Below are 20,136 nucleotides of genomic sequence, written 5' to 3' on the forward strand. Positions count from 1 at the left end.
CTGAAAGGTTATCGGTCAGCCACAACGTGGTGGTGAGTGATTACGGGTTCACGCTTTCCAGCTTCCACGTCGTTGGCGAGCTTTACGCGCCACACCATCTGAGCGACGAGGAGCGCTGCCAGTACCCAACCTGCGAGATGAGCGATCATGGATTCGGCAACGAAGATTAAAGCCATGGCAACCAATGTCGGAAGCAAGTCTTGGAACGCTTTCACAACGTATCCGCCGAAGGACGGCATATCGACGCCATCGGCGTCAGCAACTGACTTGACCATGAAGTTCGGACCATTGCCGATGTACGTCAATGCCCCGCAGAAGACTGCACCCAACGAAATCGGGACCAAGTAGTACTCGGGGACACCCGCGATCAGGGTTCCATCGCCACCCAGCGACTTCGCCATTTCGAAGAAAGTCATGTAGGTCGGGGCGTTATCCAAGATCGAGGACAGGCCGCCCGTGAAGATAAAGAAGGTAACGCGGTTCAGGGGGAGGTGCGGTGCAACCTGCTCCAAGAAGCGCAATGCCGGAGCCATCGTCGAGAAGATGCCGATGAACAGGGCTGCAACCTCAAGGATTGGGGCCCACGTAAAGGCATTGTCCTCGTAGCGGATCTTCTTAGAGCCCGCAAAGTAAGAGATTGCTGCGGCGCTGAGCATGACGATCTCGCGCCACGGCACCAGGTCTGCTCCATGCGCGTGGCCTTCAATGATCTCGTGAGCGTTCCACGAGGGGATCTTGGCAACGGCGACGATGACAATGGCGAAAAGAACCAGGTTGAAAGCACCGCGCAGGCGCAGTGGGGTGATCTGGGTATCGTCCCTGACGATTTGCGCTTGAGGCTCCGACGAGTAAAGCAGACGGTCGAGCGAGTAGTACATACCGAGCATCAGCACAAGTACGAACAACCATTCCTTCCACAGCTGGAATGTCCAGGTGAAGGGGACACCGTTCAAGAAGCCTAGGAACAGTGGCGGGTCGCCGAGAGGTGTCAGTATGCCACCGCAGTTAGCAACGATGAAGATTGTAAACAGCACGGTATGTACGCGGTGGGTACGTTCTTTATTCGTCGCAAGAAGAGGGCGAATCAGGAGCATTGCGGCGCCTGTCGTTCCGATGAAAGAGGCAAGCGTGCCACCGATAGCCAAGAAAACTGTGTTGTTCTTCGGGGTTGCGCGAATGTCACCTTCAAGGTGGATACCGCCGGAGATGATGAAGAGCGAAAGAAGCAGAGCAATGAACTGAACGTATTCAACACCGACGTCAATCAGCGCTTCATTTCCGATCATGTACACCATGAATGCCAGCGTGGGTAGGCCTAGAACGAGGGCAACCAGAAGCTGGCTGGAGTTACGTTCCCACCACTTGTGTGTGGCGGGGATGATCGGGAAGAGTGCAATGGATGCAAGCATTGCTACGAACGGCAGAAGAGACCACCATTGGAAGGTCATCGGGATCCTTGTCGTCGATTACTAGGGACAGGCACATATTCGTGCGTACCGTTTCAGCCTAACGTGAAACCGCAATATCTTGCCGAAGATGTCCGTTTTTGATGATTGTTAACACTTTGCCCTGAATGTTCGTCCAGATGTGATTGGGCACAAAAAGTGCCCCGAACAGGATTCGAACCTGCGACCTTTCGCTCCGGAGGCGAACGCTCTATCCACTGAGCTATCGGGGCTTAACGCATTGAGTCTAGCAAAGGTTGATGGTGGGTGAAGAATGGCGCTTGACTGCTTCACTTTCGTGCATAGGCGAACGCCCTGATGACGCTGAGGGGTGAGGAGTGTCATACTAGGGGAGTTGATTCGCTGATACCCAAGGAAGGGACACAATGCGCGTTCATATTGGAACAGACCACGCTGGCTATGAGCTGAAGGAAAAGGTCGTCGAGCACCTCAAGGAAAAAGGTTACGACGTTGTTGACCACGGTGCCCATGAGTACGACTCGCTGGACGACTACCCGCCGTTCTGCATTGAAGCAGCAGAAGCAGTGGTTGCAGATGCCGGTTCTCTGGGTGTCGTTATCGGTGGCTCCGGAAATGGTGAGCAAATGGCCGCGAACCGTGTGAAGGGTGTGCGCGCTGCGCTGGTGTGGAATGATTCGACCGCACGTCTTGCCCGCGAGCACAACAATGCGAACGTCGTCTCTGTTGGTGCGCGTCAGCACACCGTCGAAGAGTGCCTGGCATTCATCGATGCCTTCCTCGAAACCCCGTTCTCTGAAGATGAACGTCACCAGCGTCGTATTTCCGAAATGGATGATTACGACGAAGCGCATCGAAAGTGAGTGGTGTCGTTAGACGCTGAAACTCAATAGAATGGGGTCCCTCGGTTTTCCGAGGGACCCCATTCGCGTTGTCACAGGGCAAGTAGCTCAGTTGGGCCTGCCCCTAGATGTCGAATCCGAAGTAGGGAGCTAAGGTCAGCGCCACAAGGAAAATGTTGAGTGCCACGATTGCGACGGCAATCAGAGTTCCACAAACCTGCGTGATCATCGCATTCGAGTGCTCGCCCATAATCGAAGGCTGGCGCGTGTAGCGGATCAAAGGAAGAATCGCGAAGGGAATGCCGAAGGACAGGATGACTTGGGAGACGACCAATGCCCACGTCGGTTCTGCCCCTATGCCGAGGATGATGAGGGCGGGGATTAGCGTGATCAGTCGTCGCACAATCAGCGGGATCCGAATGTGAAGCAATCCGGCCATGATTTCTGAACCGGCGTATGCGCCAACGGATGTCGATGCTAGGCCTGACGCGAGGAGACCAACGGCGAAGATCATGGCAACGACCGGTCCAAGTGCGCTGGCGATTGCAGTGTGAGCACCTTCAATGGTGTCTGTTCCGCTGACCCCTGATAGTGCGGATGCTGCGAGAAGAAGCAGACCGATGTTGACGATTCCCGCCAATCCGAGTGCCCACACGATATCAATCCGGGTTGCTCGCAAGTAATGTTTCAGGTTCGCGCGAGGAGCTTTTTCGTCGTGGTCGTTCACCAGCGAGGAATGCAGGTAAATCGCGTGTGGCATCACGGTTGCGCCAAGCATGGACGCTGCGACGAGAACCGAGTCCGTGCCAGCAAATCGGGGGACGAGGCCGGCCACAACTGACGGGCCGTCTGGCGGAGCAATGGCCAGTCCTGCAAGGAATCCGATTGTGATGATGACCAAAAGGCCGATGATGACGCGTTCAAAGATCTTTTGTGTCCCGCTACCTTGCAGGGTTAACAACAATGTTGAAACGACACCGACAATGATTCCGCCGGTAAGAAGCGGGAGCCCGAAAAGGAGGTGAAGTGCTAGAGCTCCGCCGATGACTTCCGCTAAGTCAGTTGCGGCTGCAACGACTTCTGCTTGAAGCCAGTAGCCAATGCGTGCGCGTTTTTTCAAACGTGTGCCGAGAAGAGCGGGCAGTGATTGCCGCGTGACTAGGCCCAGCTTTGCGCTCAAGTATTGAATGAGCATTGCTGCAAGGTTGGATGCTAGAAGAACCCATACCAGCAGGTAGCTGTAGCGTGCGCCGGCGGTAATGTTTGCTGCAACATTCCCAGGGTCCACGTAGGCGATTGCCGCAACGAATGCAGGACCCAGCAGTGTCGCAAGCGACGGGTGATGGGTCTTTGATGTGCCTGGAGTATGCGACTGCATCTCCGTAGAATCAAGTTTCGGCATACCGGAACCCTAACGCGTTTTTATTGAGATGTCACTCAAGAATGAAGAGCATGAACACGCCAAAGCAACGCTAGACCAGCGTGACCAGGGATCAAGATTCGCTCGAAGCCTCGTCAACCTGATCGGTGGAGAGCACGGGGTAGGTAGCGAGCACGCAGACGTACTGGGCGAAGGCAATCCCGAAGACGACGAACCAGAAAAGCAAACGGATAGCCCACGGCAGTGAAATTGATGCCAGCACAAGCGGTCCAGCCACAACGAGCAACGCCAACAGAGTCCGATGAAGCTTCGCCGCGGATGCCAAAAGCGCAGCGCTGGCCAAACGCGGAAGATCTTTGACGCTTACGCGTCCCCTGTATGCCAAACGGTGAGCAAACATCGGCCAGACCCACACGTGCGTAAACGCTGCAATCAGCACCACAAACACAATCAGCGCACGAACGATCAATGCCATTGAGTGGGAAGCAAGATGCGTCGTCACAGACCACTCCCACAACAGTAGGGAGAAAAGAAGACCTTCAATAAGTGCAAGGAGAATCGCGGGCAACGCTGCCTTGCGGACAACCTGAGCGACGGCCGGGGCAATCGCCGTGGACTCGGAAGCAATCAAACGCAACGAAACCAGCGTCATCACACCAAGACCCACACCGAAAGTGACGACGGGTAGCGAAATGAGCAAACCGACAACGTTCGCCATCACAAGCGCCGCAATCCACGACAGCACCTGAGCGATTGACGAATCAGGCCCAAAACGTGAGCTCACTTGGCTTCTCCGCTCTGAACCAGGGGAGCAGTCGTGCCACCAGCATGAATCGTGGCGGGAACAAAGACGTGGCGGACCGGTGCGGAATCATTGATCTGCTCGAATAAGACATCGCAGGTCAGGCGAGCGATCTCAAGGGGAGGCTGAACGACAGTCGTCAGTTCAGGTTCGACAAACTGGCCGATCGTAATACCGTCAAAACCAATGATGGACATGTCATCAGGAATCGACAAACCCGCTTCGCGAATTGCGCGCATTGCACCAATCGCGAGAACATCCGCGATGGCAAAAATCGCGGTCACATCGGGACGCTCTTGAAGCAGGCGCTTCGCCAAGTGATATCCGTGTTCGTAGGTGTAGGGGTTCATCTGCTCGCGTGTTTCGAAGCGAATCAGATCGTCATCAAGCGGAATACCGGCATTTGAAAGAGCCTGTCGATAGCCGGTGATGCGCTGGGCGCCAACAGAAGCATCCCCTTCGGGAACGCCAAGGGCGGCAATCGTTGTATGCCCCAAGTCAATCAGGTGTTGGACAGCGCGGGTAGCTTCTTCTTGGTCATCAACGGCTACAGACGAATACGCCGAATCATCAACCTTGGGCAGACGTGACACCGTGGAAAGCACGAAAGGCATGTTGAACTTCTTGAAGACGGATGCTTCGTGGCGGAAAGAGCCGCCAAGGAAAATAGCTCCCGCCATCAGTTCTTCATCAACGATCTTCGTGGCCTCTTCGACTTCGTCAGCCCAGTGGGGGACCTTCACGACGGTCAGAAGATAGTTCTTTTCACGGACGATAGCTTCCAATGGATCGAGAACCTGTTGGAAGAACGGATTATCGATACCCTTGATGATCAGGGCAATCGCAGGATTGTGAGAGAGCTTGAGGAAGCGAGCGTGACGGTTGGGGCGATATCCCATCTGATCGGCGAGCGCCACAATGCGTTCGCGAGTGGAGTCGGAGATATCGGGCTTGTTATTGAGTGCACGAGACACTGTCACCACACCAACACCGGCGACTTTGGCGATGTCTTTAATCGTGGGGCGGGAATTCGAGGCTCGCATGATCGCCTTCGTTTCGCTCTCTAGAAAACGGGGGTTAAACGGTGCTCGCCCCTTATCGTGGGCCGTGTCACACCAAGTGTGGTGCGACGCATCTTCAGATAAGGGGCGAGTCCGTCATGAGTATGTTCAGCCCTTGACTGCGCCGGCGACGACGCCTTCAATGATGTGCTTCTGGCTGGACAGGTAGAAGATGATGATCGGAATGATCGCAAGAACGAGCATTGCCATCAACGCGCCCATGTCGTTTGAACCGCGCGAGCCGACCAGCTGCTGAACAACAACAGGGATCGTCTTGTACGGGGTCGACAGGCCAATAACCAAGTAGGGCAGAAGGTAGTCGTTCCAGACCCACATCGCGTTGAGGATCGCGACGGTGATCATTACGGGCTTCAGCATCGGCATAACGATGCGGAAGTAGTTCTGAACCGGACCGCACCCATCAATCATGGAGGCTTCTTCAATCTCCAGAGGAATTGACTTCACGAAGCCGGAGATGATGAAGACCGACAGGGGAGCACCAAAGCCCAGGTACAGCAGGATCATGCCGATTGGGTTGTCGAGGTGCAATATGTCAGCGATCTTGACGGTCGGGAACATGACCATCTGGAAAGGAACGATCATCGAGAAGACGAAGAAGAGGTAAAGCAGGTTCGTCCACCACGTCTTCACACGCGTAATGTAGTACGCGGTCATCGCGCAGAAGAAGACGATCAGAATCAAAGAACCGATCGTGATGAAGAATGACCAGCCTGCGGCGGCCAAGAACCCGGTCTGCTCGAGGCCCGTCACGTAGTTCTGAATACCGGCGAAGTAATCGCCCAGTGGCAGAGCAAACGGGTTATCAGAGATGAACAGACGGCCCTTGAACGAGTTCATCAAGATGAAGAACAGGGGGCCAAGGAACACCAGAGTCAGTGCGATCAAAACGATGTAGAGAATCGCCTTGCCGACGGGGTTAGAGCGTTCTTCCGTGGCAACGATGGGGGCAGCCTTTGTGCTCACGCTTCGACCTCCTTGCTACGGGTTGCGCGCAACTGAATGAATGCGATCACGGAAACGATGAGGAAGAAGATCACGGCCTTGGCTTGACCAACGCCCTCGAAACCGACGCGCGAGTAGAATGTGTTAACGATGTTCAGAGCAACCATCTCGGTCATGTCGAGCGGTTGGCCGTTCGTCAATGCGAGGTTCTGGTCGTAGAGCTTGAACGAGTTGGAAAGCGTCAGGAACAAGCAGATGGTGATCGACGGCATGACCATCGGGATGGTCACGTTACGAAGAATCGTCCACTTTCCTGCGCCATCGATTTCAGCTGCTTCAATGAGTTCCTTCGGAACACCCTGAAGACCGGCGATGTAGATGATCATCATGTAGCCGACCATCTGCCAGTTGATCAGGATGATCAAACCGACGAAGCCGTAGGTGGCATTGGTGACCAGCGTGGTTTGCCAGTGCAGCAAGAGTGCGTTCAGAATTGTCTGCCAGGTGTAGCCCAAGACGATGCCGCCGATCAGGTTCGGCATGAAGAAGACGGTACGGAAGAAGTTCGTACCCTTGAGCTTGCGGGTCAGTGCGTAGGCGATTGCGAATGCAAACACGTTGACCGTAATGATGGAAACAATTGTGATGGCGGCGGTGAAGATCAGAGCGGTAACGAAGCCCTGCTTGTCGCTGAATGCATCAATGTAGTTCTGAACGCCGACAAACGTCGCGTTGGTGACGGTCGTGAACTTCGCGAAGGACAGGTACAAACCGATTGCGAACGGGGCAAGGAACGCCAGCGTGTACGCAAGGAATGTGGGTCCGACGAAGAGCAACCCAAATTTCTTAAGAGCTTTAATCATGAAAAGTTCTTCCTTGAACTATGCGAAGGCGGGTGTGCGGGACCCGGTTGGTTCCCGCACACCCGTATTCGGCAGATTAGTGCGGAGCGTTAAGCTCAGGCGCCCTTTTCAGCTGCCCATCCGGTGGTGAAGGTTTCGACGACCTTGTCCCAATCCATCTGGCCTGCTGCGTACTGCGACAGGGCGGCACCGAAGTCATCCTTGAAGGTCTGGCTCGGGAAGGTGGTGAAGACCCACGGAATCGTGGTCAGCTCGGTGTTGGACAGGTAGGAAACAACTTCCTTTGCTAACGGATCGGCCGGCTGCTCAGCATCGGTGAAGGTGTTGAACGGCGGGATGAAGCCGAGGTCTTCGACCATGTACTTCTTGCCCTTTTCGGAGTTGATCAACCAGTTGACGAAGTCGATCGAAGCCTTCTGCTTGGCCTCGGAAACCTGAGAGTTGATCGAGAAGAAGTTCTCAGTGCCGATGTTCAAGCCCTGGGTTTCTTCGCCCTTGTGTCCGGTGTAGATCGGGAGCATCTTGACATCTTCAGGCTTGACAGTGTTGCCTTCGATGTCAGAAATCTGGCCGTATGCCCAGTTGCCATTCTGAACCATAGCGGCCTTGCCGAGGGCGAACTCAGCCATGGAGTCGTTGACTGCCTTGGAGGAAGCGAGCTTCGGATCAATGGTGGAATTCTGCAGGTAGAGATCGAAGATGTTCTTGAACTCATTGCCGTGCGAGAAGGTCATTTCTGCCTTGTCGTCCACGCCGTCGTCCTGGTACTCGAAATAGACGGGAAGGTCGGCGAGGTGCGTCTGCCAGCGCCAGTCTTCACCGGGCTTGAGTGAGGTTGAAGCAAAGACGCCGTCGATGCCGAGCTCGTCCTTGCGGGCCTGCATGTCCTCAACAACAGTCTTCAGCGTGGCGAAGTTGTTGATTTCTTCCATCGAGGAAGCCTTCGCGCCGGAGAGGGCGAAGTACTTGTCCATGATGGACTGGTTGTAGATGATGCCATAGCCTTCGACGACGTAAGGAACGCCGTAGACCTTGCCATCTTCACCCTTGACTGCCATTGATGGGTCAAGGAGAGCCTTGTTGAAGTCGGTGTCGGTCAGGTCGGCGGTATAGTCCTGCCAGTTCTTCAGGCCGATGGGGCCGTTGATCTGGAACAGGGTCGGAGCGTCTGACTTGGCGATTTCAGACTTGAGGGTCTGTTCGTAGGTGCCGGAAGCTGCCGTGACGACCTTGACCTCGACGCCGGTTTCCTCGGTGTACGCCTTGGCGATTTCCTGCCAGGTGGCATCGGATTCAGGCTTGAAGTTCAGGTAGTAGACGGAGCCGGTGGTGTCATCGGCTGAATCTGAACCTGACGAGCAAGCTGCCAGAGTAGAAAGGGCGGCGGCTGCTGCAACGGATGCTGCGGCGACCTTCATGAACTTCGACATCGCAGGTGTCCTCCTTTGGACGCTTCGAGTTCGTGACGCTACCTGAAGTGCGTCAAGTTGATGCGATAGCGGGGGGCTACGTCTGAAGAATTGTTATCTCCGTCGGTAACGTTTCCGGTGATAGTGAGCATAGGACGATGAAGGCGTTTGCGTCCACATTTTTAAAAGATTGTCAGGTCACAATTTGGTGACGAAAAAATGGCTTGGTTGAGTCATTTAATGGCTGTCGGGTTGTTTTTAAATCATTTACGGATACGTTACCGGTAACGATTCCGTTCCTGACCTGCAGATTTGCTTTCAACTCGTCCTATTTCACCTCGGTGCGCGTAGCTAATCGGGGACGAAAACAACTACCCTAGAAGGCGTGACTCCAGAAGAACTTGCACTTGTTATTCGTCAGGCCATCATCGCTGCTATCGATAATGGTTCGCTTACCCTGAATGCTGAAGACGTTCCCGACCCTGTGAAGGTTGAGCGTCCGCGCAACCGCGACCATGGCGATTGGGCAACCAATATCGCGATGCAACTGGGCAAGAAGGCCGGCATGGCGCCTCGTGACTTCGCGCAGCTTCTCACTTCCGCACTTGTCTCAGTTGAGGGAATCGACGAGGCCGAGATCGCAGGACCGGGCTTTATTAACATTCGGCTCGGTGCCGCATCTGCTGGTGAACTTGCTCGAACGATCCTCGAAGCTGGCGATGCCTATGGCACCGGAGACAAGCTTGCTGGCAAGCACGTGAACCTCGAATACGTGTCCGCAAACCCGACCGGTCCGGTTCACCTTGGCGGTGCTCGCTGGGCAGCTGTCGGTGACTCGCTTGCTCGTCTGATGGTTGCAGCGGGTGCACAGGTAACCCGCGAGTACTACTTCAACGATCACGGTTCGCAGATTGATCGCTTCGCGCGTTCCCTCTATGCCCGTGCAATGGGTCAAGAAGCGCCTGAAGACGGCTACGGTGGCCAGTACATCGCCGATATTGCTGCCCAGGTGCGTGCCGATGCGGCTACGGCCGCTCAGCCTGATCCTGTCACCCTCGAAACTGAAGAGGCTGTTGAAGTCTTCCGCGCTCGTGGCGTAGAGCTGATGTTCGGCGAGATCAAACAGCGCTTATCTGACTTCCGTTCTGAGTTCGATGTCTTCTTCCACGAAGACTCTCTCCACGAATCAGGGGCAGTCGCTCGTGCGATTGAAACCCTGCGCGAACGCGGAGAGGTCTTCGACCAAGATGGCGCCGTGTGGTTGCGCACTACCAAGTACGGTGACGACAAGGATCGTGTCCTCATTAAATCGGATGGTCAGGCCGCCTACTTCGCTGGAGACGTTGCCTACTACTTGGATAAGCGTCAGCGTGGCGCAGACGTCGCAATCTACCTGCTCGGTGCTGACCACCACGGTTACATCGGTCGCATGATGGCAATGTGTGAAGCCTTCGGTGATAAGCCGGGTGAGAACATGCAGATCCTCATCGGTCAGATGGTGAACTTGGTGAAGGATGGCAAGCCGGTTCGTATGTCGAAGCGTGCGGGCACGATCGTGACTCTTGATGACCTTGTTGATGCTGTGGGTGTCGATGCGGCCCGCTACTCGCTGGTCCGCGTTTCGATGGACTCCAACCTCGACATCGACCTTGACCTGCTGTCATCGCACACGAATGAAAACCCCGTCTACTACGTCCAATACGCACATGCTCGTACTCGTAACGTTGCGCGCAATGCCGCCGAACACGGCGTGACGCGCGAAGCTGGATTCGAGCCCTCAGCTCTCGATACGCAGGCGGATTCGGATCTTCTGGGTGTGCTTGCCCAGTTCCCTGCCCAGGTCGCCCAGGCTGCTGAGCTACGTGAACCGCACCGTGTCGCCCGCTACCTCGAGGCTCTCGCTGCTACATACCACACGTGGTACGGCCAGTGCCGCGTCACTCCTCGTGGAGATGATCCAGTCGATGCGGGTCACGTTGCCCGCCTCTGGCTGAATGATGCCGTGGCGCAGGTTCTGCGTACCGGCCTTGGCCTGTTGGGCGTCGCTGCTCCGGAACGGATGTGACGTGGGGGAAGCGCCAGCATCGTTTGACGCCCGCCCCATCGGGGACCTGATTTGCCCAGAGCCCGATCAACGGCCCGACATGTGGCCTTGGTCGGCCAAGCGCCTTGACAATGGTGTTCTAGAAATCGGTGGAGTTTCTTTGACGGACCTTGCCGATGGCTTTGCCACGCCCGCGTTTGTCCTCGATCGCGCTGATCTTGCTGGACGCGCGAATGTCTGGGCGACCGCGATGGCCGAAGAATTCTGGGACGGCTACGGAATGAATGGCGGTGACGCCTTCTACGCCGGCAAGGCATTCCTTTCATCCGACGTAGTCCGTGTCGTCACGGACGCAGGGATGGGAGTCGATACGGCTTCCCTCGGCGAGCTGACAATGGTGTTGCGCTCCGGCGTAAACCCCGCCAAAGTGGGGTTGCACGGGAACAACAAGCTTGATAGCGAAATCGAACGTGCGCTGTTGGCAGGCAACAAAGAAGGTATCGAGCGAATCTTCATCGATTCCCTCTACGAAGTCGGCCAGCTCGAACGCATCGCTCAGAAGCTGGGCGTCGTCGCACGTGTCATGGTGCGCGTGAAGACGGGTGTGCGTGCGGGCGGAAACGAATACATTTCCACCGGGCACGAGGATCAGAAGTTCGGCGTTGGTGCCTTCGATGGTCAGCTTGACGAGGTCGTTGACTCGATTGCCTCCTCGGATCATCTTGAGTTGCGAGGCCTGCACTCGCATATCGGCTCGCAGATCATCGGCATTGACGCATTCGTTGAAGCGGCTACGATTATCTGCCGGCTGGCGAAGCAGATCCAGGAGCGTACCGGCCTGACAATTCCCGATATTGATCTTGGCGGTGGGGCTGGCGTTGCCTACACGGGTGATGACGAAACACCGACTTCGCCTATTGAGATAGCGCGCGCAATTGCGGGTGCAGTGCGTGACGCGTGCGCTGAGCTGGACTTCCCCGTTCCGCACGTTTCAGTTGAGCCTGGGCGTTCGGTTGTTGGACCCGCGATGGTGAGCCTCTATCGCGTTGGGGCCGTAAAAGACGCGACCCTAGGAGATGGCCTGAAGCGTCGCTACATCGCGGTCGATGGGGGGATGGCTGACAATATTCGACCGGCTTTATACGGGGCACGCTACACGGCGACGCTCGCGAATCGTGTTTCCGATGTCGAACCAGTGCGCTCGCGAATCGTGGGCAAGCACTGCGAGAGCGGCGACGTTATCGTCTGGGATGTTGATCTTCCGAGTGATGTGCACGCCGGGGACCTTCTCGTTATCCCGGTGACCGGTGCCTACGGTTATTCGATGGCATCGAACTACAATATGTTGACCAAACCGGGTGTCATTGCTGTTGAAAGCGGTCAGGCGCGTTGGATCATGCGTCCTCAAACCATTGATGACCTGCTGGAACTCGATACTGGACTTGCCAGCCTTGCCACCGCCAACGACACGTAGGGGCGAATTCTTCAGCGTATGTCGTTCATGTTTTTCCTTAAAGAAGATCAGCTTACTGTTGAGTCACGCACGTGAAAAGGAAAGGATGCGCAGTGCGTTCATGATCGGCCTATTCAACGACTGCTACGACGGTTTTCAATCCTGATTTCACCATGTGGTGGTGCGAGTCATGCCTGCGCCTCGTTGAGCACCTTGAGTGGGAATTATCGACGAGGTTTCGCGCGCGATGTCGGCTTCGCGCTCATCGGGTCTTCAGGCCATAGATGCTTGGGATAACGACCCCGTAGCTGGGATCGCACCTGCTGGTAAGGCCCTGCCCAAAAACTTGCGAGGTCTGATGTGACGGCAGTGGGTCTGCCCGCGGGGTCCGTCAAGTGAATAAGAAGGGGAAGACGCCCGTTGGCGAAGGTGGGCGTTACAGTCCAACCGAAGGCTTCCTGTACCCGCAGTGTCACCGTTGGAGTGCCAGTTGACCAGTCGATTTTCCTTCGCTCTCCGGTGGGAATCTTAATGTCGGCGGGAGCCCACTCGTCGAAAGAACCCGCATGCCGCCAAGGGATCAAGCTCCTGATGAGCGACGCAGTGTCAATCCTGGCGATCGATTCGCCCTCTGCCAACGCGGAAATGAAGGGAGCACACCACGAGTCAGCGTCGGCAATCAGCGCATCATCGCTCACGTCGGGCCACATATCGGGCGCTACCGCGTGCAACGCTGAGAGACGAGCGCGCATATGTGTCGCAGACTCAGTCCACTTCAGCATTGAAAGACCGTGGGTGGTGAACTCATTGGTGAGTAGGCGCATGACATCCTCAGGGCTGGGCTTCACATTGCGTGGTTGCCCAAGTGCAATGACGCCAAGCATTGTGGTTGCGGTTGCGCGGATTCTTCCACCGCTGAGCGTGCAGTCCGTGCGCTCCGTGATGAGTGAGTGTCCTAGGGATAGTGCGTCTTCGGCGCTAATCGGAACAGCCGCTCGAATGAGACCATCGGCTCGGCCGACACTGCGCGTCACATCCGTGATTGCCAGCCAATCGCTTCCCGCCAGTGGAGACGAAGGTGGGAGGGAAGCTCCCTGCCCGTCAGCAAAAAGATAGGTTCCGCTTTGTCCACCTCGCGCGCGAGCAATCCACGTTGGGTGAGCAAGCCCAGCAACGAGGCCAATCGCCTCTTCGTCAGAGAGCCTACCGGGGTCGGAATGGGGATCCGCCCAGTGTTCGAGGCGCTTTGAAGACTGACGTACCCGACGGGCAATATCGGCGTGCCCCGCCTTCAATCGTCGAGCAAAATGTGCCAGGTCACCGTTGCCAACTCGAGGATTCTCACCGAGAAGAGCGACAAAGTATGCGGCGCGTTTACTCCCGATCAGTGGTGAAGCGGCAATCAAAGCCTTCCCGAGGAAAGGGGAAACAGGCATTCGAGCAACGCGACGACCAAGTGTCGTCGGAGAATAATTGTCGTCCACAAGGTCTGCGGCGTGGAGGCGCTCGTGGGCACGCTTTAATGCTCCAGGCGGGGCTGGGTCAATAAGCGCCAACGCATCCAAACCACCACTGGTCCAGCAACGCGCTTGAAGCTCAGCGTCTGCAAGATCCGTCGACAGGATTTCCGGGGTGATCTGGTCGGGTCTGCGCGCGAAACTCACCTGATCAAAGCAGCGATACACCGTGCCCGGCCCGAGTCTGGCAGAGCGCCCAGCACGCTGATCACAACTCGCGCGAGGCGCTGGAACTGTTATCAATGAACCTGCATCGCGTTGAACGTCATACGACGGAACGCGTGCAAGACCAGAATCCACAACACATCCAATGCTCGGCACGGTCAAAGACGACTCTGCGATCGACGTTGTAATAATGATCCGTCGGACTTTCTGACTATCGTCGACGCTCAGAATCGCGTCTTGCTGTCCGGGAGCGAGGTGCCCGTGCAGGCCCCGCACATCCATCATGACCCCGCCAACTTCGTGGAGGCCGAACCCTCCTAAAGCCTGGGCGGCCTCGTCGATTTCTTTGGTGCCGGGCACGAAAACGAGGATGTCGGAATTGGTCTGGCTGACCGCTTGGCGCGTGACTGACGCGATGTGCGAGATGAACTCACGCGCGACCACCACATTCCCGCTACTTGTCGTTGCAAGAGGTTGGGTAGACGGCGCCATCCAATGCGTCGTGATCGGATGCAGTGCTCCGGGAACATCAACAACGTTGACCTCATTGAGGACGCCGCCAAGGAACGAAGCCAAACGATCAGCATTCAAAGTTGCTGATGTGAGAGTCAGGTGAAGATCTGGGCGTAGGACGCTCATCGTGTCCACGATGAACGCAAGCGACAGATCCGTTTCAAGATGGCGCTCGTGGAACTCATCGATGACCACGGCGCCAACGTCTTCAAGCTCCGGATCGCCCTGTAGGCGACGAAGCATAATACCGGGCGTGACAAATTCGACCCGAGTACGGTCGGAGACCTTGACGTCGCCTCGTACTCGATATCCGGACGTGTCACCCACCTTTTCGCCGAGGAGCCAAGCAAGACGGCGAGCAGCACTACGCACCGCGATCTGGCGTGGCGCACACACGATCACACGAGTATCGAGGATCGCTTCAAGAAGAGGAGGAAGCAAAGTCGTCTTACCGGAGCCAGGCGGAGAAGAAAGAACTAGGGCATGACCTGGCTTGATTGAAGGTGCAATGCGATCCAAAGCGTTGGCGATAGGCAGGCGTGGCAGGTTAGCCAGGAGGGGATCGCACGCACTCATGGGATAAGTATGACGTGAAGTCGCTAGACTGTGGAATACGAAGAAAGAAAGGGAGCATCAGTGACAGACCCTGACGTTGCGCGAATTGTCGCATCAACCCGTCACATTTCAATCCCTGCTGACCTTGATCCTCTGATGCTACTTGGTACATCAGATCAGGTGTTGCGCGCTCTGGAACACGGTTTCCCGCGCGTGAACTTCCACGTCATCGGCCGCGATATTTCGCTCACCGGCTTTTCTGCGGATCTTGGTGTTGCCGGCGACTTGATCGAAGAACTGATTTCTTTGGCGAAGAAGGGGCAGCCACTGGATGCGCAGGCAGTCGAGCACGCCATCTCACTGCTGACCCGAACATTCGCAACGCCCGCTGTTTCCGACGAAATTCTTTCCGTCCGTGGTCGGTCTATCCGCCCGAAGTCTGCTGGTCAGAAGGCCTATGTTGATGCGATTGATCGGTCGACGATAGTCTTCGGACTCGGCCCGGCGGGTACGGGTAAAACCTATCTTGCGATGGCAGCCGGCGTGCAACGTCTGCTTTCCGGGCAGGTCAAGCGCATTGTGCTGACCCGTCCTGCGGTGGAAGCGGGGGAGAACCTCGGTTTCCTGCCCGGTTCCCTGACCGACAAGATCGACCCGTATCTGCGTCCGCTCTACGATGCGCTGAAAGACATGCTCGATCCCGAGGTCCTGCCGAAACTCATGGCTGCGGGCACAATCGAAGTCGCCCCTCTGGCGTACATGCGCGGTCGCACGCTGAACGACTCCTTCATCATCTTGGATGAGGCGCAGAATACGACGCCGAACCAGATGAAAATGTTTTTGACGAGGCTCGGATTCAACTCTCAGATTGTTGTCACTGGCGACGCGTCTCAGGTGGATTTACCGGGTGCTGGTCAATCCGGTCTTGCGGTCATCTCGAAGATCCTGAGTGACATCGACGGAATTGAATTCTGCTACCTGACCAGCGCAGACGTAGTGCGTCATCAGCTGGTCGGAGTAATCATAGACGCCTACGAGCGTTGGGAAGACCGCCTGAGCGCTCAACGCTCCATATCTGGGCGAACACGTACGAATGTTTCGCGCTCACGCGCAGTTCGGACGGGCAGGCTGTCATCTGATCGATCACGCACTGGTCACTACCGAGGAGGAACCGATGACTGAAGTCATCAACGAAACTGATTTCGTCATTGACGGGAGCGAATTCGCAGCTCTTGCTGACCACGTGCTGACGCAGATGCACGTTGCCACCGACGTTGAACTGAACATTCTGTTCATCAATCCAGAGCCGATGGAAGACCTGCATTTGCGCTGGCTTGATCTTCCTGGACCGACCGACGTGATGAGCTTCCCGATGGACGAGCTCCGCCCGGGAAGTGCCGACAACCCGACTCCGTCGGGAACGCTTGGTGATATCTGCATTTGCCCGCAGGTCGCCCAGAAACAGGCACTTGAAGCCGGTCACGCGATGGTTGAAGAAATGCTGATGCTGGCCACCCACGGCATGTTGCATCTGCTCGGCTACGATCATGCAGAAGAAGATGAAAAGAAAGTCATGTTTGACCTGCAACGCAAGCTACTGCTGACTTTCCTGGCAACTCGATGACCTCTTCCACCACCTCACTTCCTCTTCCTGCTCTGATCATCATCGCGGTTGTCGGGCTTTTCTTAGCTGCGATGCTTCAGTCGATCGAGGTTGCGTTTTCTCGTATGTCGATTGCGCGTGCAACGGATCTGGTTGAAGAAGAACGCCAGAATGCTTCCGCACTGTTGGCTCTGCTGAACCATCGCAGGCGGGCGACGCTTGTTTTGCGTGGTTTTCGCACGTTTTTCCAAGTGATTGTTGCCGTCTCATTGACGCTTGCGTTTTCTGCGATGTCGTTGGCGTGGTGGGCGACAGCTCTCGTTGCTTTACTAGCGATCACCTTCGTCCATTTCGTCTTCATTTCGCTTGCTCCCTCCCGTTGGGGACAGCGCAGTCCAGAGAAGATTGCTCTGTCGGGAGCACCGTTGGTCTCCTCCCTTGTTACTTTGACAAGATTCCTCGACCCTCTTGTTGAAGCCATCCGTGGGCGTCTTCCCGCATCTGGCCTGACGGAAGCCGAAGCGCGCGCCGAAATGGCAAATGACCTGCGTGAAATGGTCGACCAGGTGGGTGAAACCGAAGGACTTGAAGACGAAGATCGCGCAATGTTGCGGTCCGTTCTGGACCTGGGGCATACGCTTGTCCGCGAAGTGATGGTTCCCAGAACTGAAATGGTGACCGCCCCGGCGGATCTTCCCGCTCATAAGGCCTTGCGCCTGTTTGTCCGCTCGGGCTTTTCACGTATTCCTGTTGAAGGTGACGATGTCGATGACATTCGTGGCATCCTCTACTTCAAGGATGTTGTTGCCCGCTTGCAGACCTACGGGGCGGACATGGACCAGGTGGCAGAGCAGATGATGCGCCCGGTCGAGTTCACCGTCGAAATGAAGCCCGCAGACGATCTGCTTCGTCTGATGCAAGCAGACCACTTCCATATGGCGATCGTCATCGATGAATACGGTGGAGTAGCGGGGCTGGTGACCCTTGAGGACCTCATTGAAGAAGTCGTCGGTGACCTCACCGACGAACATGACAAGGGAATTATTGAGCCCGAACAACGTGACGACGGATCGTGGCGTGTACCTGCACGCTATCCAATTACCGAGCTTGGCGAGCTTTTCGACCTTGAACTTGAAGATGACGACGTGGACTCTGTCGGTGGTTTGCTTGCAAAGGCATTGGGGCGCGTCCCTCTTCCCGGGGCGCAGGGTGACGCATTAGGCATCCACATGCTCGCCGAAGAAGCACGAGGACGCCGTCGCCAAGTTGGTACGATTGTGTGTTCGCTACTCGTGGCGAGCGATGAATCGACCGAAGAAACCAGTGAGGACGCATAATGCATTTCCCCAGCGACGACGAGCTGATGGCAGGCCCGAACGCGTTCGAAAGCGACGAAGTGTGTGTCGATGACAGTGATATTGATGCTGGCGAACTACGCGCATCGGGGGACGAGGTCGCGCACACCACTGAGTTCGATGACGTTGATGACGCGGATAGCCAGGCCTTCGATGACGTCGATCTCGACGACGCAAGTGACATTGACCCCGAAGACGTGTTTGCTGTCGTTGAGGGAATGAAAGCTCTGCGCGACGAAACGAACGTGGGCACCGGCCTGATGATCCCAGACTTTCCGGAGGACTTCCGCGCGGGATTTGTCTCTATCGTGGGTCGTCCGAACGTAGGTAAATCAACGCTGACAAACGCGCTTGTCGGCCAGAAGATTGCGATCACATCGGGTCGTCCTGAAACGACGCGTCACAATATTCGTGGCATCGTCCACGGTGAAAAGAGCCAGCTGGTTTTAGTTGATACCCCCGGATATCACCGTCCGCGAACGCTTTTGGGTAAGCGCCTGAATGACATGGTTCGCGAGGCGCTCGCGGAAGTTGATGTCGTCGTCTTCTGTTTGCCTGCTGACCAGCGTATTGGTCCTGGCGACAAGTTCATTGCCCGCGAATTGAAGGACGTTCGTCGTCCGATTATTGCTGTTGCGACGAAGTGCGATCTGGTGAGTCGAGAGCGCCTGATGAAACACCTGCTGTCGATTGACAAGATGGGTGATTTCGCGGCGATCGTTCCCGTCAGTGCTTTTGACGGAAATGGCGTTGACCAGTTGCTTGATGTGCTGACGAAGACGGTTCCGCTCTCCCCACCGCTCTACCCAGATGGGGATGTGACCGATGAATCGCGTGACACTCTGATTGCGGAGTTCATTCGCGAAGCTGCACTTGAAGGGGTCCGTGATGAGCTTCCGCACTCGCTTGCAGTTCAGGTTGAAGAGATCGTTGCCAGGCCTCGACGGCAGGGTGATACTCGTCCACCGCTCATGAACGTGCACGTCAACGTTTATGTTGAACGCGATTCTCAGAAGGCCATCATCATTGGTAAGAAGGGATCACGCCTGAAAGAGATTGGCTCAAAGTCGCGTCCTTTGATCGAGGACTTGCTGAAAGCGCGTGTGTATTTGGATCTGCATGTGCGAACGGCGAAAGACTGGCAGTCAGATCCGAAAATGTTGGGACGTCTCGGGTTCTAGATGAAGAGCGATTACTCTTCTAGCTCCGCGACGGTTGTTGCTCTAGGAGGTAATGCTCTAGGGCAGACACCCGACGATCAGTTGCACCTGTTGCGTCAGGCTGCGCCAGTCTTGGTGAGTTTGGCTGATGCGGGCCCTCTTGTGATCGCTCACGGGAATGGACCCCAGGTTGGTCAGATCACGCGTGCGTTTTCACTGGGCGTTGCAGCTGACCCCGGTGTGCCCGACGTTGATCTTCCAGAGATGGTTGCGATGAGCCAAGGCTACATCGGCGAGCACCTGGTGCGTTCAATCGACGAGGCTGGGGCGAGGCGCGGATATTCCGGCAAAGTAGTCGCTCTTCTGACTCGTGTGGAAGTCGATCCCAATGATCCAGCATTTGCTGACCCGACTAAACCGATCGGTCAGTTTCTGACTCGGGAAATGGCAGAACAGCGGATGAAGGAAGAGCCCGGATCCGTGTACCGCGAGGATGCTGGGCGTGGATTTAGGAAGTATGTTGCCTCTCCATTGCCACATCGGATCGTTGAAATTGAGGCGGTTCAAGCTCTGACAAACGCCGGCTTCATCGTCATCGCTTCAGGCGGTGGCGGTATCCCAATTATTCGCACCGACTATGGAATGAAAGCCGTGGACGCGGTTATCGACAAGGATCGAAGCGCAGCTCTCATGGCTGATGAGTTGGGAGCCTCTGCTCTGGTTATTCTGACTGCAGTTCCGGCGGTTGCTGCGGGGTGGGGAACACCAATGCAACACTGGCTTCACCACATTTCTTTGGATGAAGGGCGTGCTCTGATTGAGTCGGGGGAACTTGCTGAAGGTTCCATGCGCCCCAAAGTTGAAGCAATCGTTGACTTCGTATCGAAGGCCCCGGCTGGTACGGTTCGCCGTGGTGTCATTTGCGCGTTGGCGGATGCTGATAGAGCTCTGAGCGGTGAAGTGGGAACAACCATCACCTCGGTGTGACCAATGGTTAAACGCGCGTTGCTACGATGCTCGGGACAA

Annotated in this window: 16 protein-coding genes and 1 tRNA gene; 8 read left to right on the forward strand and 9 right to left on the reverse strand. The window is 56.1% G+C overall.

Annotated features, from left to right (window positions below):
- Window positions 1-8: 8 nt before the first annotated feature.
- Window positions 9-1,448 carry a sodium:proton antiporter gene (locus AC5RE1_RS02860; RefSeq protein WP_103633528.1) on the reverse strand — a complete coding sequence of 480 codons (1,440 nt, stop codon included), beginning with the start codon at window positions 1,446-1,448 and terminating at the stop codon, window positions 9-11.
- Window positions 1,449-1,605: 157 nt separating this feature from the next.
- A tRNA-Arg gene (locus AC5RE1_RS02865) sits at window positions 1,606-1,678 on the reverse strand.
- Between the two features lie 153 nt (window positions 1,679-1,831).
- Between AC5RE1_RS02865 and AC5RE1_RS02870 the strand changes: the two genes are divergently transcribed.
- Complete coding sequence (locus tag AC5RE1_RS02870; RefSeq protein ID WP_006681762.1) at window positions 1,832-2,287, forward strand: ribose-5-phosphate isomerase; 456 nt, start codon at window positions 1,832-1,834, stop codon at window positions 2,285-2,287.
- 103 nt (window positions 2,288-2,390) lie between these two features.
- Here the strand turns inward: AC5RE1_RS02870 and AC5RE1_RS02875 are convergent, their stop codons facing one another.
- The 6 genes from AC5RE1_RS02875 to AC5RE1_RS02900 form a co-directional block, all read right to left on the reverse strand.
- On the reverse strand, window positions 2,391-3,668 hold the full coding sequence (locus tag AC5RE1_RS02875; protein ID WP_219811041.1) for an Nramp family divalent metal transporter: 1,278 nt from the start codon (window positions 3,666-3,668) through the stop codon (window positions 2,391-2,393).
- A gap of 91 nt (window positions 3,669-3,759) precedes the next feature.
- Window positions 3,760-4,431, reverse strand: coding sequence for a hypothetical protein (locus tag AC5RE1_RS02880; protein WP_006681760.1), 672 nt, complete (start codon window positions 4,429-4,431; stop codon window positions 3,760-3,762).
- A complete protein-coding gene (locus AC5RE1_RS02885) occupies window positions 4,428-5,492 on the reverse strand; it encodes a LacI family DNA-binding transcriptional regulator (protein WP_493938324.1) in 1,065 nt (354 codons plus the stop codon). Before AC5RE1_RS02885 ends, AC5RE1_RS02880 begins: the two co-directional genes overlap by 4 nt.
- 126 nt (window positions 5,493-5,618) lie before the next feature.
- On the reverse strand, window positions 5,619-6,494 hold the full coding sequence (locus tag AC5RE1_RS02890) for a carbohydrate ABC transporter permease (RefSeq protein WP_006681758.1): 876 nt from the start codon (window positions 6,492-6,494) through the stop codon (window positions 5,619-5,621).
- Window positions 6,491-7,336: a carbohydrate ABC transporter permease gene (locus AC5RE1_RS02895; RefSeq protein WP_006681757.1), complete on the reverse strand. Its 846-nt coding sequence runs from the start codon at window positions 7,334-7,336 to the stop codon at window positions 6,491-6,493. The genes AC5RE1_RS02890 and AC5RE1_RS02895 overlap by 4 nt, the downstream gene beginning before the upstream one ends.
- Before the next feature lie 95 nt (window positions 7,337-7,431).
- The gene (locus AC5RE1_RS02900; protein ID WP_006681756.1) at window positions 7,432-8,766 is read right to left on the reverse strand and encodes an ABC transporter substrate-binding protein; all 1,335 of its coding nucleotides are present in this window, start codon (window positions 8,764-8,766) and stop codon (window positions 7,432-7,434) included.
- A 364-nt stretch (window positions 8,767-9,130) separates the two neighbouring features.
- Here AC5RE1_RS02900 and argS point away from each other — a divergent pair, with 364 nt between their 5' ends.
- Both argS and lysA read left to right on the forward strand, forming a co-directional pair.
- Window positions 9,131-10,810, forward strand: a complete 1,680-nt coding sequence (argS, locus tag AC5RE1_RS02905) for an arginine--tRNA ligase (RefSeq protein ID WP_006681755.1) — start codon at window positions 9,131-9,133, stop codon at window positions 10,808-10,810.
- Window positions 10,811-10,889: 79 nt separating this feature from the next.
- The gene (gene lysA, locus AC5RE1_RS02910; protein WP_243440796.1) at window positions 10,890-12,263 is read left to right on the forward strand and encodes a diaminopimelate decarboxylase; all 1,374 of its coding nucleotides are present in this window, start codon (window positions 10,890-10,892) and stop codon (window positions 12,261-12,263) included.
- Between the two features lie 203 nt (window positions 12,264-12,466).
- Here the strand turns inward: lysA and hrpB are convergent, their stop codons facing one another.
- The gene (hrpB, locus tag AC5RE1_RS02915) at window positions 12,467-15,013 is read right to left on the reverse strand and encodes an ATP-dependent helicase HrpB (RefSeq protein ID WP_006681753.1); all 2,547 of its coding nucleotides are present in this window, start codon (window positions 15,011-15,013) and stop codon (window positions 12,467-12,469) included.
- A gap of 135 nt (window positions 15,014-15,148) precedes the next feature.
- On the opposite strand from hrpB, the gene AC5RE1_RS02920 reads away from it, so the two are divergent.
- Genes AC5RE1_RS02920 through AC5RE1_RS02940 form a run of 5 tightly spaced genes read left to right on the forward strand, consistent with a single transcriptional unit; the run spans window position 15,149 to window position 20,097 of the window.
- Window positions 15,149-16,174, forward strand: a complete 1,026-nt coding sequence (locus tag AC5RE1_RS02920) for a PhoH family protein (RefSeq protein WP_083856973.1) — start codon at window positions 15,149-15,151, stop codon at window positions 16,172-16,174.
- The gene (gene ybeY / locus AC5RE1_RS02925) at window positions 16,167-16,616 is read left to right on the forward strand and encodes an rRNA maturation RNase YbeY (RefSeq protein ID WP_006681751.1); all 450 of its coding nucleotides are present in this window, start codon (window positions 16,167-16,169) and stop codon (window positions 16,614-16,616) included. Before AC5RE1_RS02920 ends, ybeY begins: the two co-directional genes overlap by 8 nt.
- On the forward strand, window positions 16,613-17,932 hold the full coding sequence (locus AC5RE1_RS02930) for a hemolysin family protein (protein ID WP_103633531.1): 1,320 nt from the start codon (window positions 16,613-16,615) through the stop codon (window positions 17,930-17,932). The genes ybeY and AC5RE1_RS02930 overlap by 4 nt, the downstream gene beginning before the upstream one ends.
- Entirely contained in the window at window positions 17,932-19,131 is a 1,200-nt protein-coding gene (gene era, locus AC5RE1_RS02935; protein ID WP_006681749.1) for a GTPase Era, read from the forward strand. The genes AC5RE1_RS02930 and era overlap by 1 nt, the downstream gene beginning before the upstream one ends.
- Window positions 19,132-20,097, forward strand: coding sequence for an amino acid kinase family protein (locus AC5RE1_RS02940; RefSeq protein WP_006681748.1), 966 nt, complete (start codon window positions 19,132-19,134; stop codon window positions 20,095-20,097).
- The last annotated feature ends 39 nt before the right edge of the window (window positions 20,098-20,136 follow it).

This window comes from Actinotignum sp. usb-actsch-rep-73 (assembly GCF_059082735.1).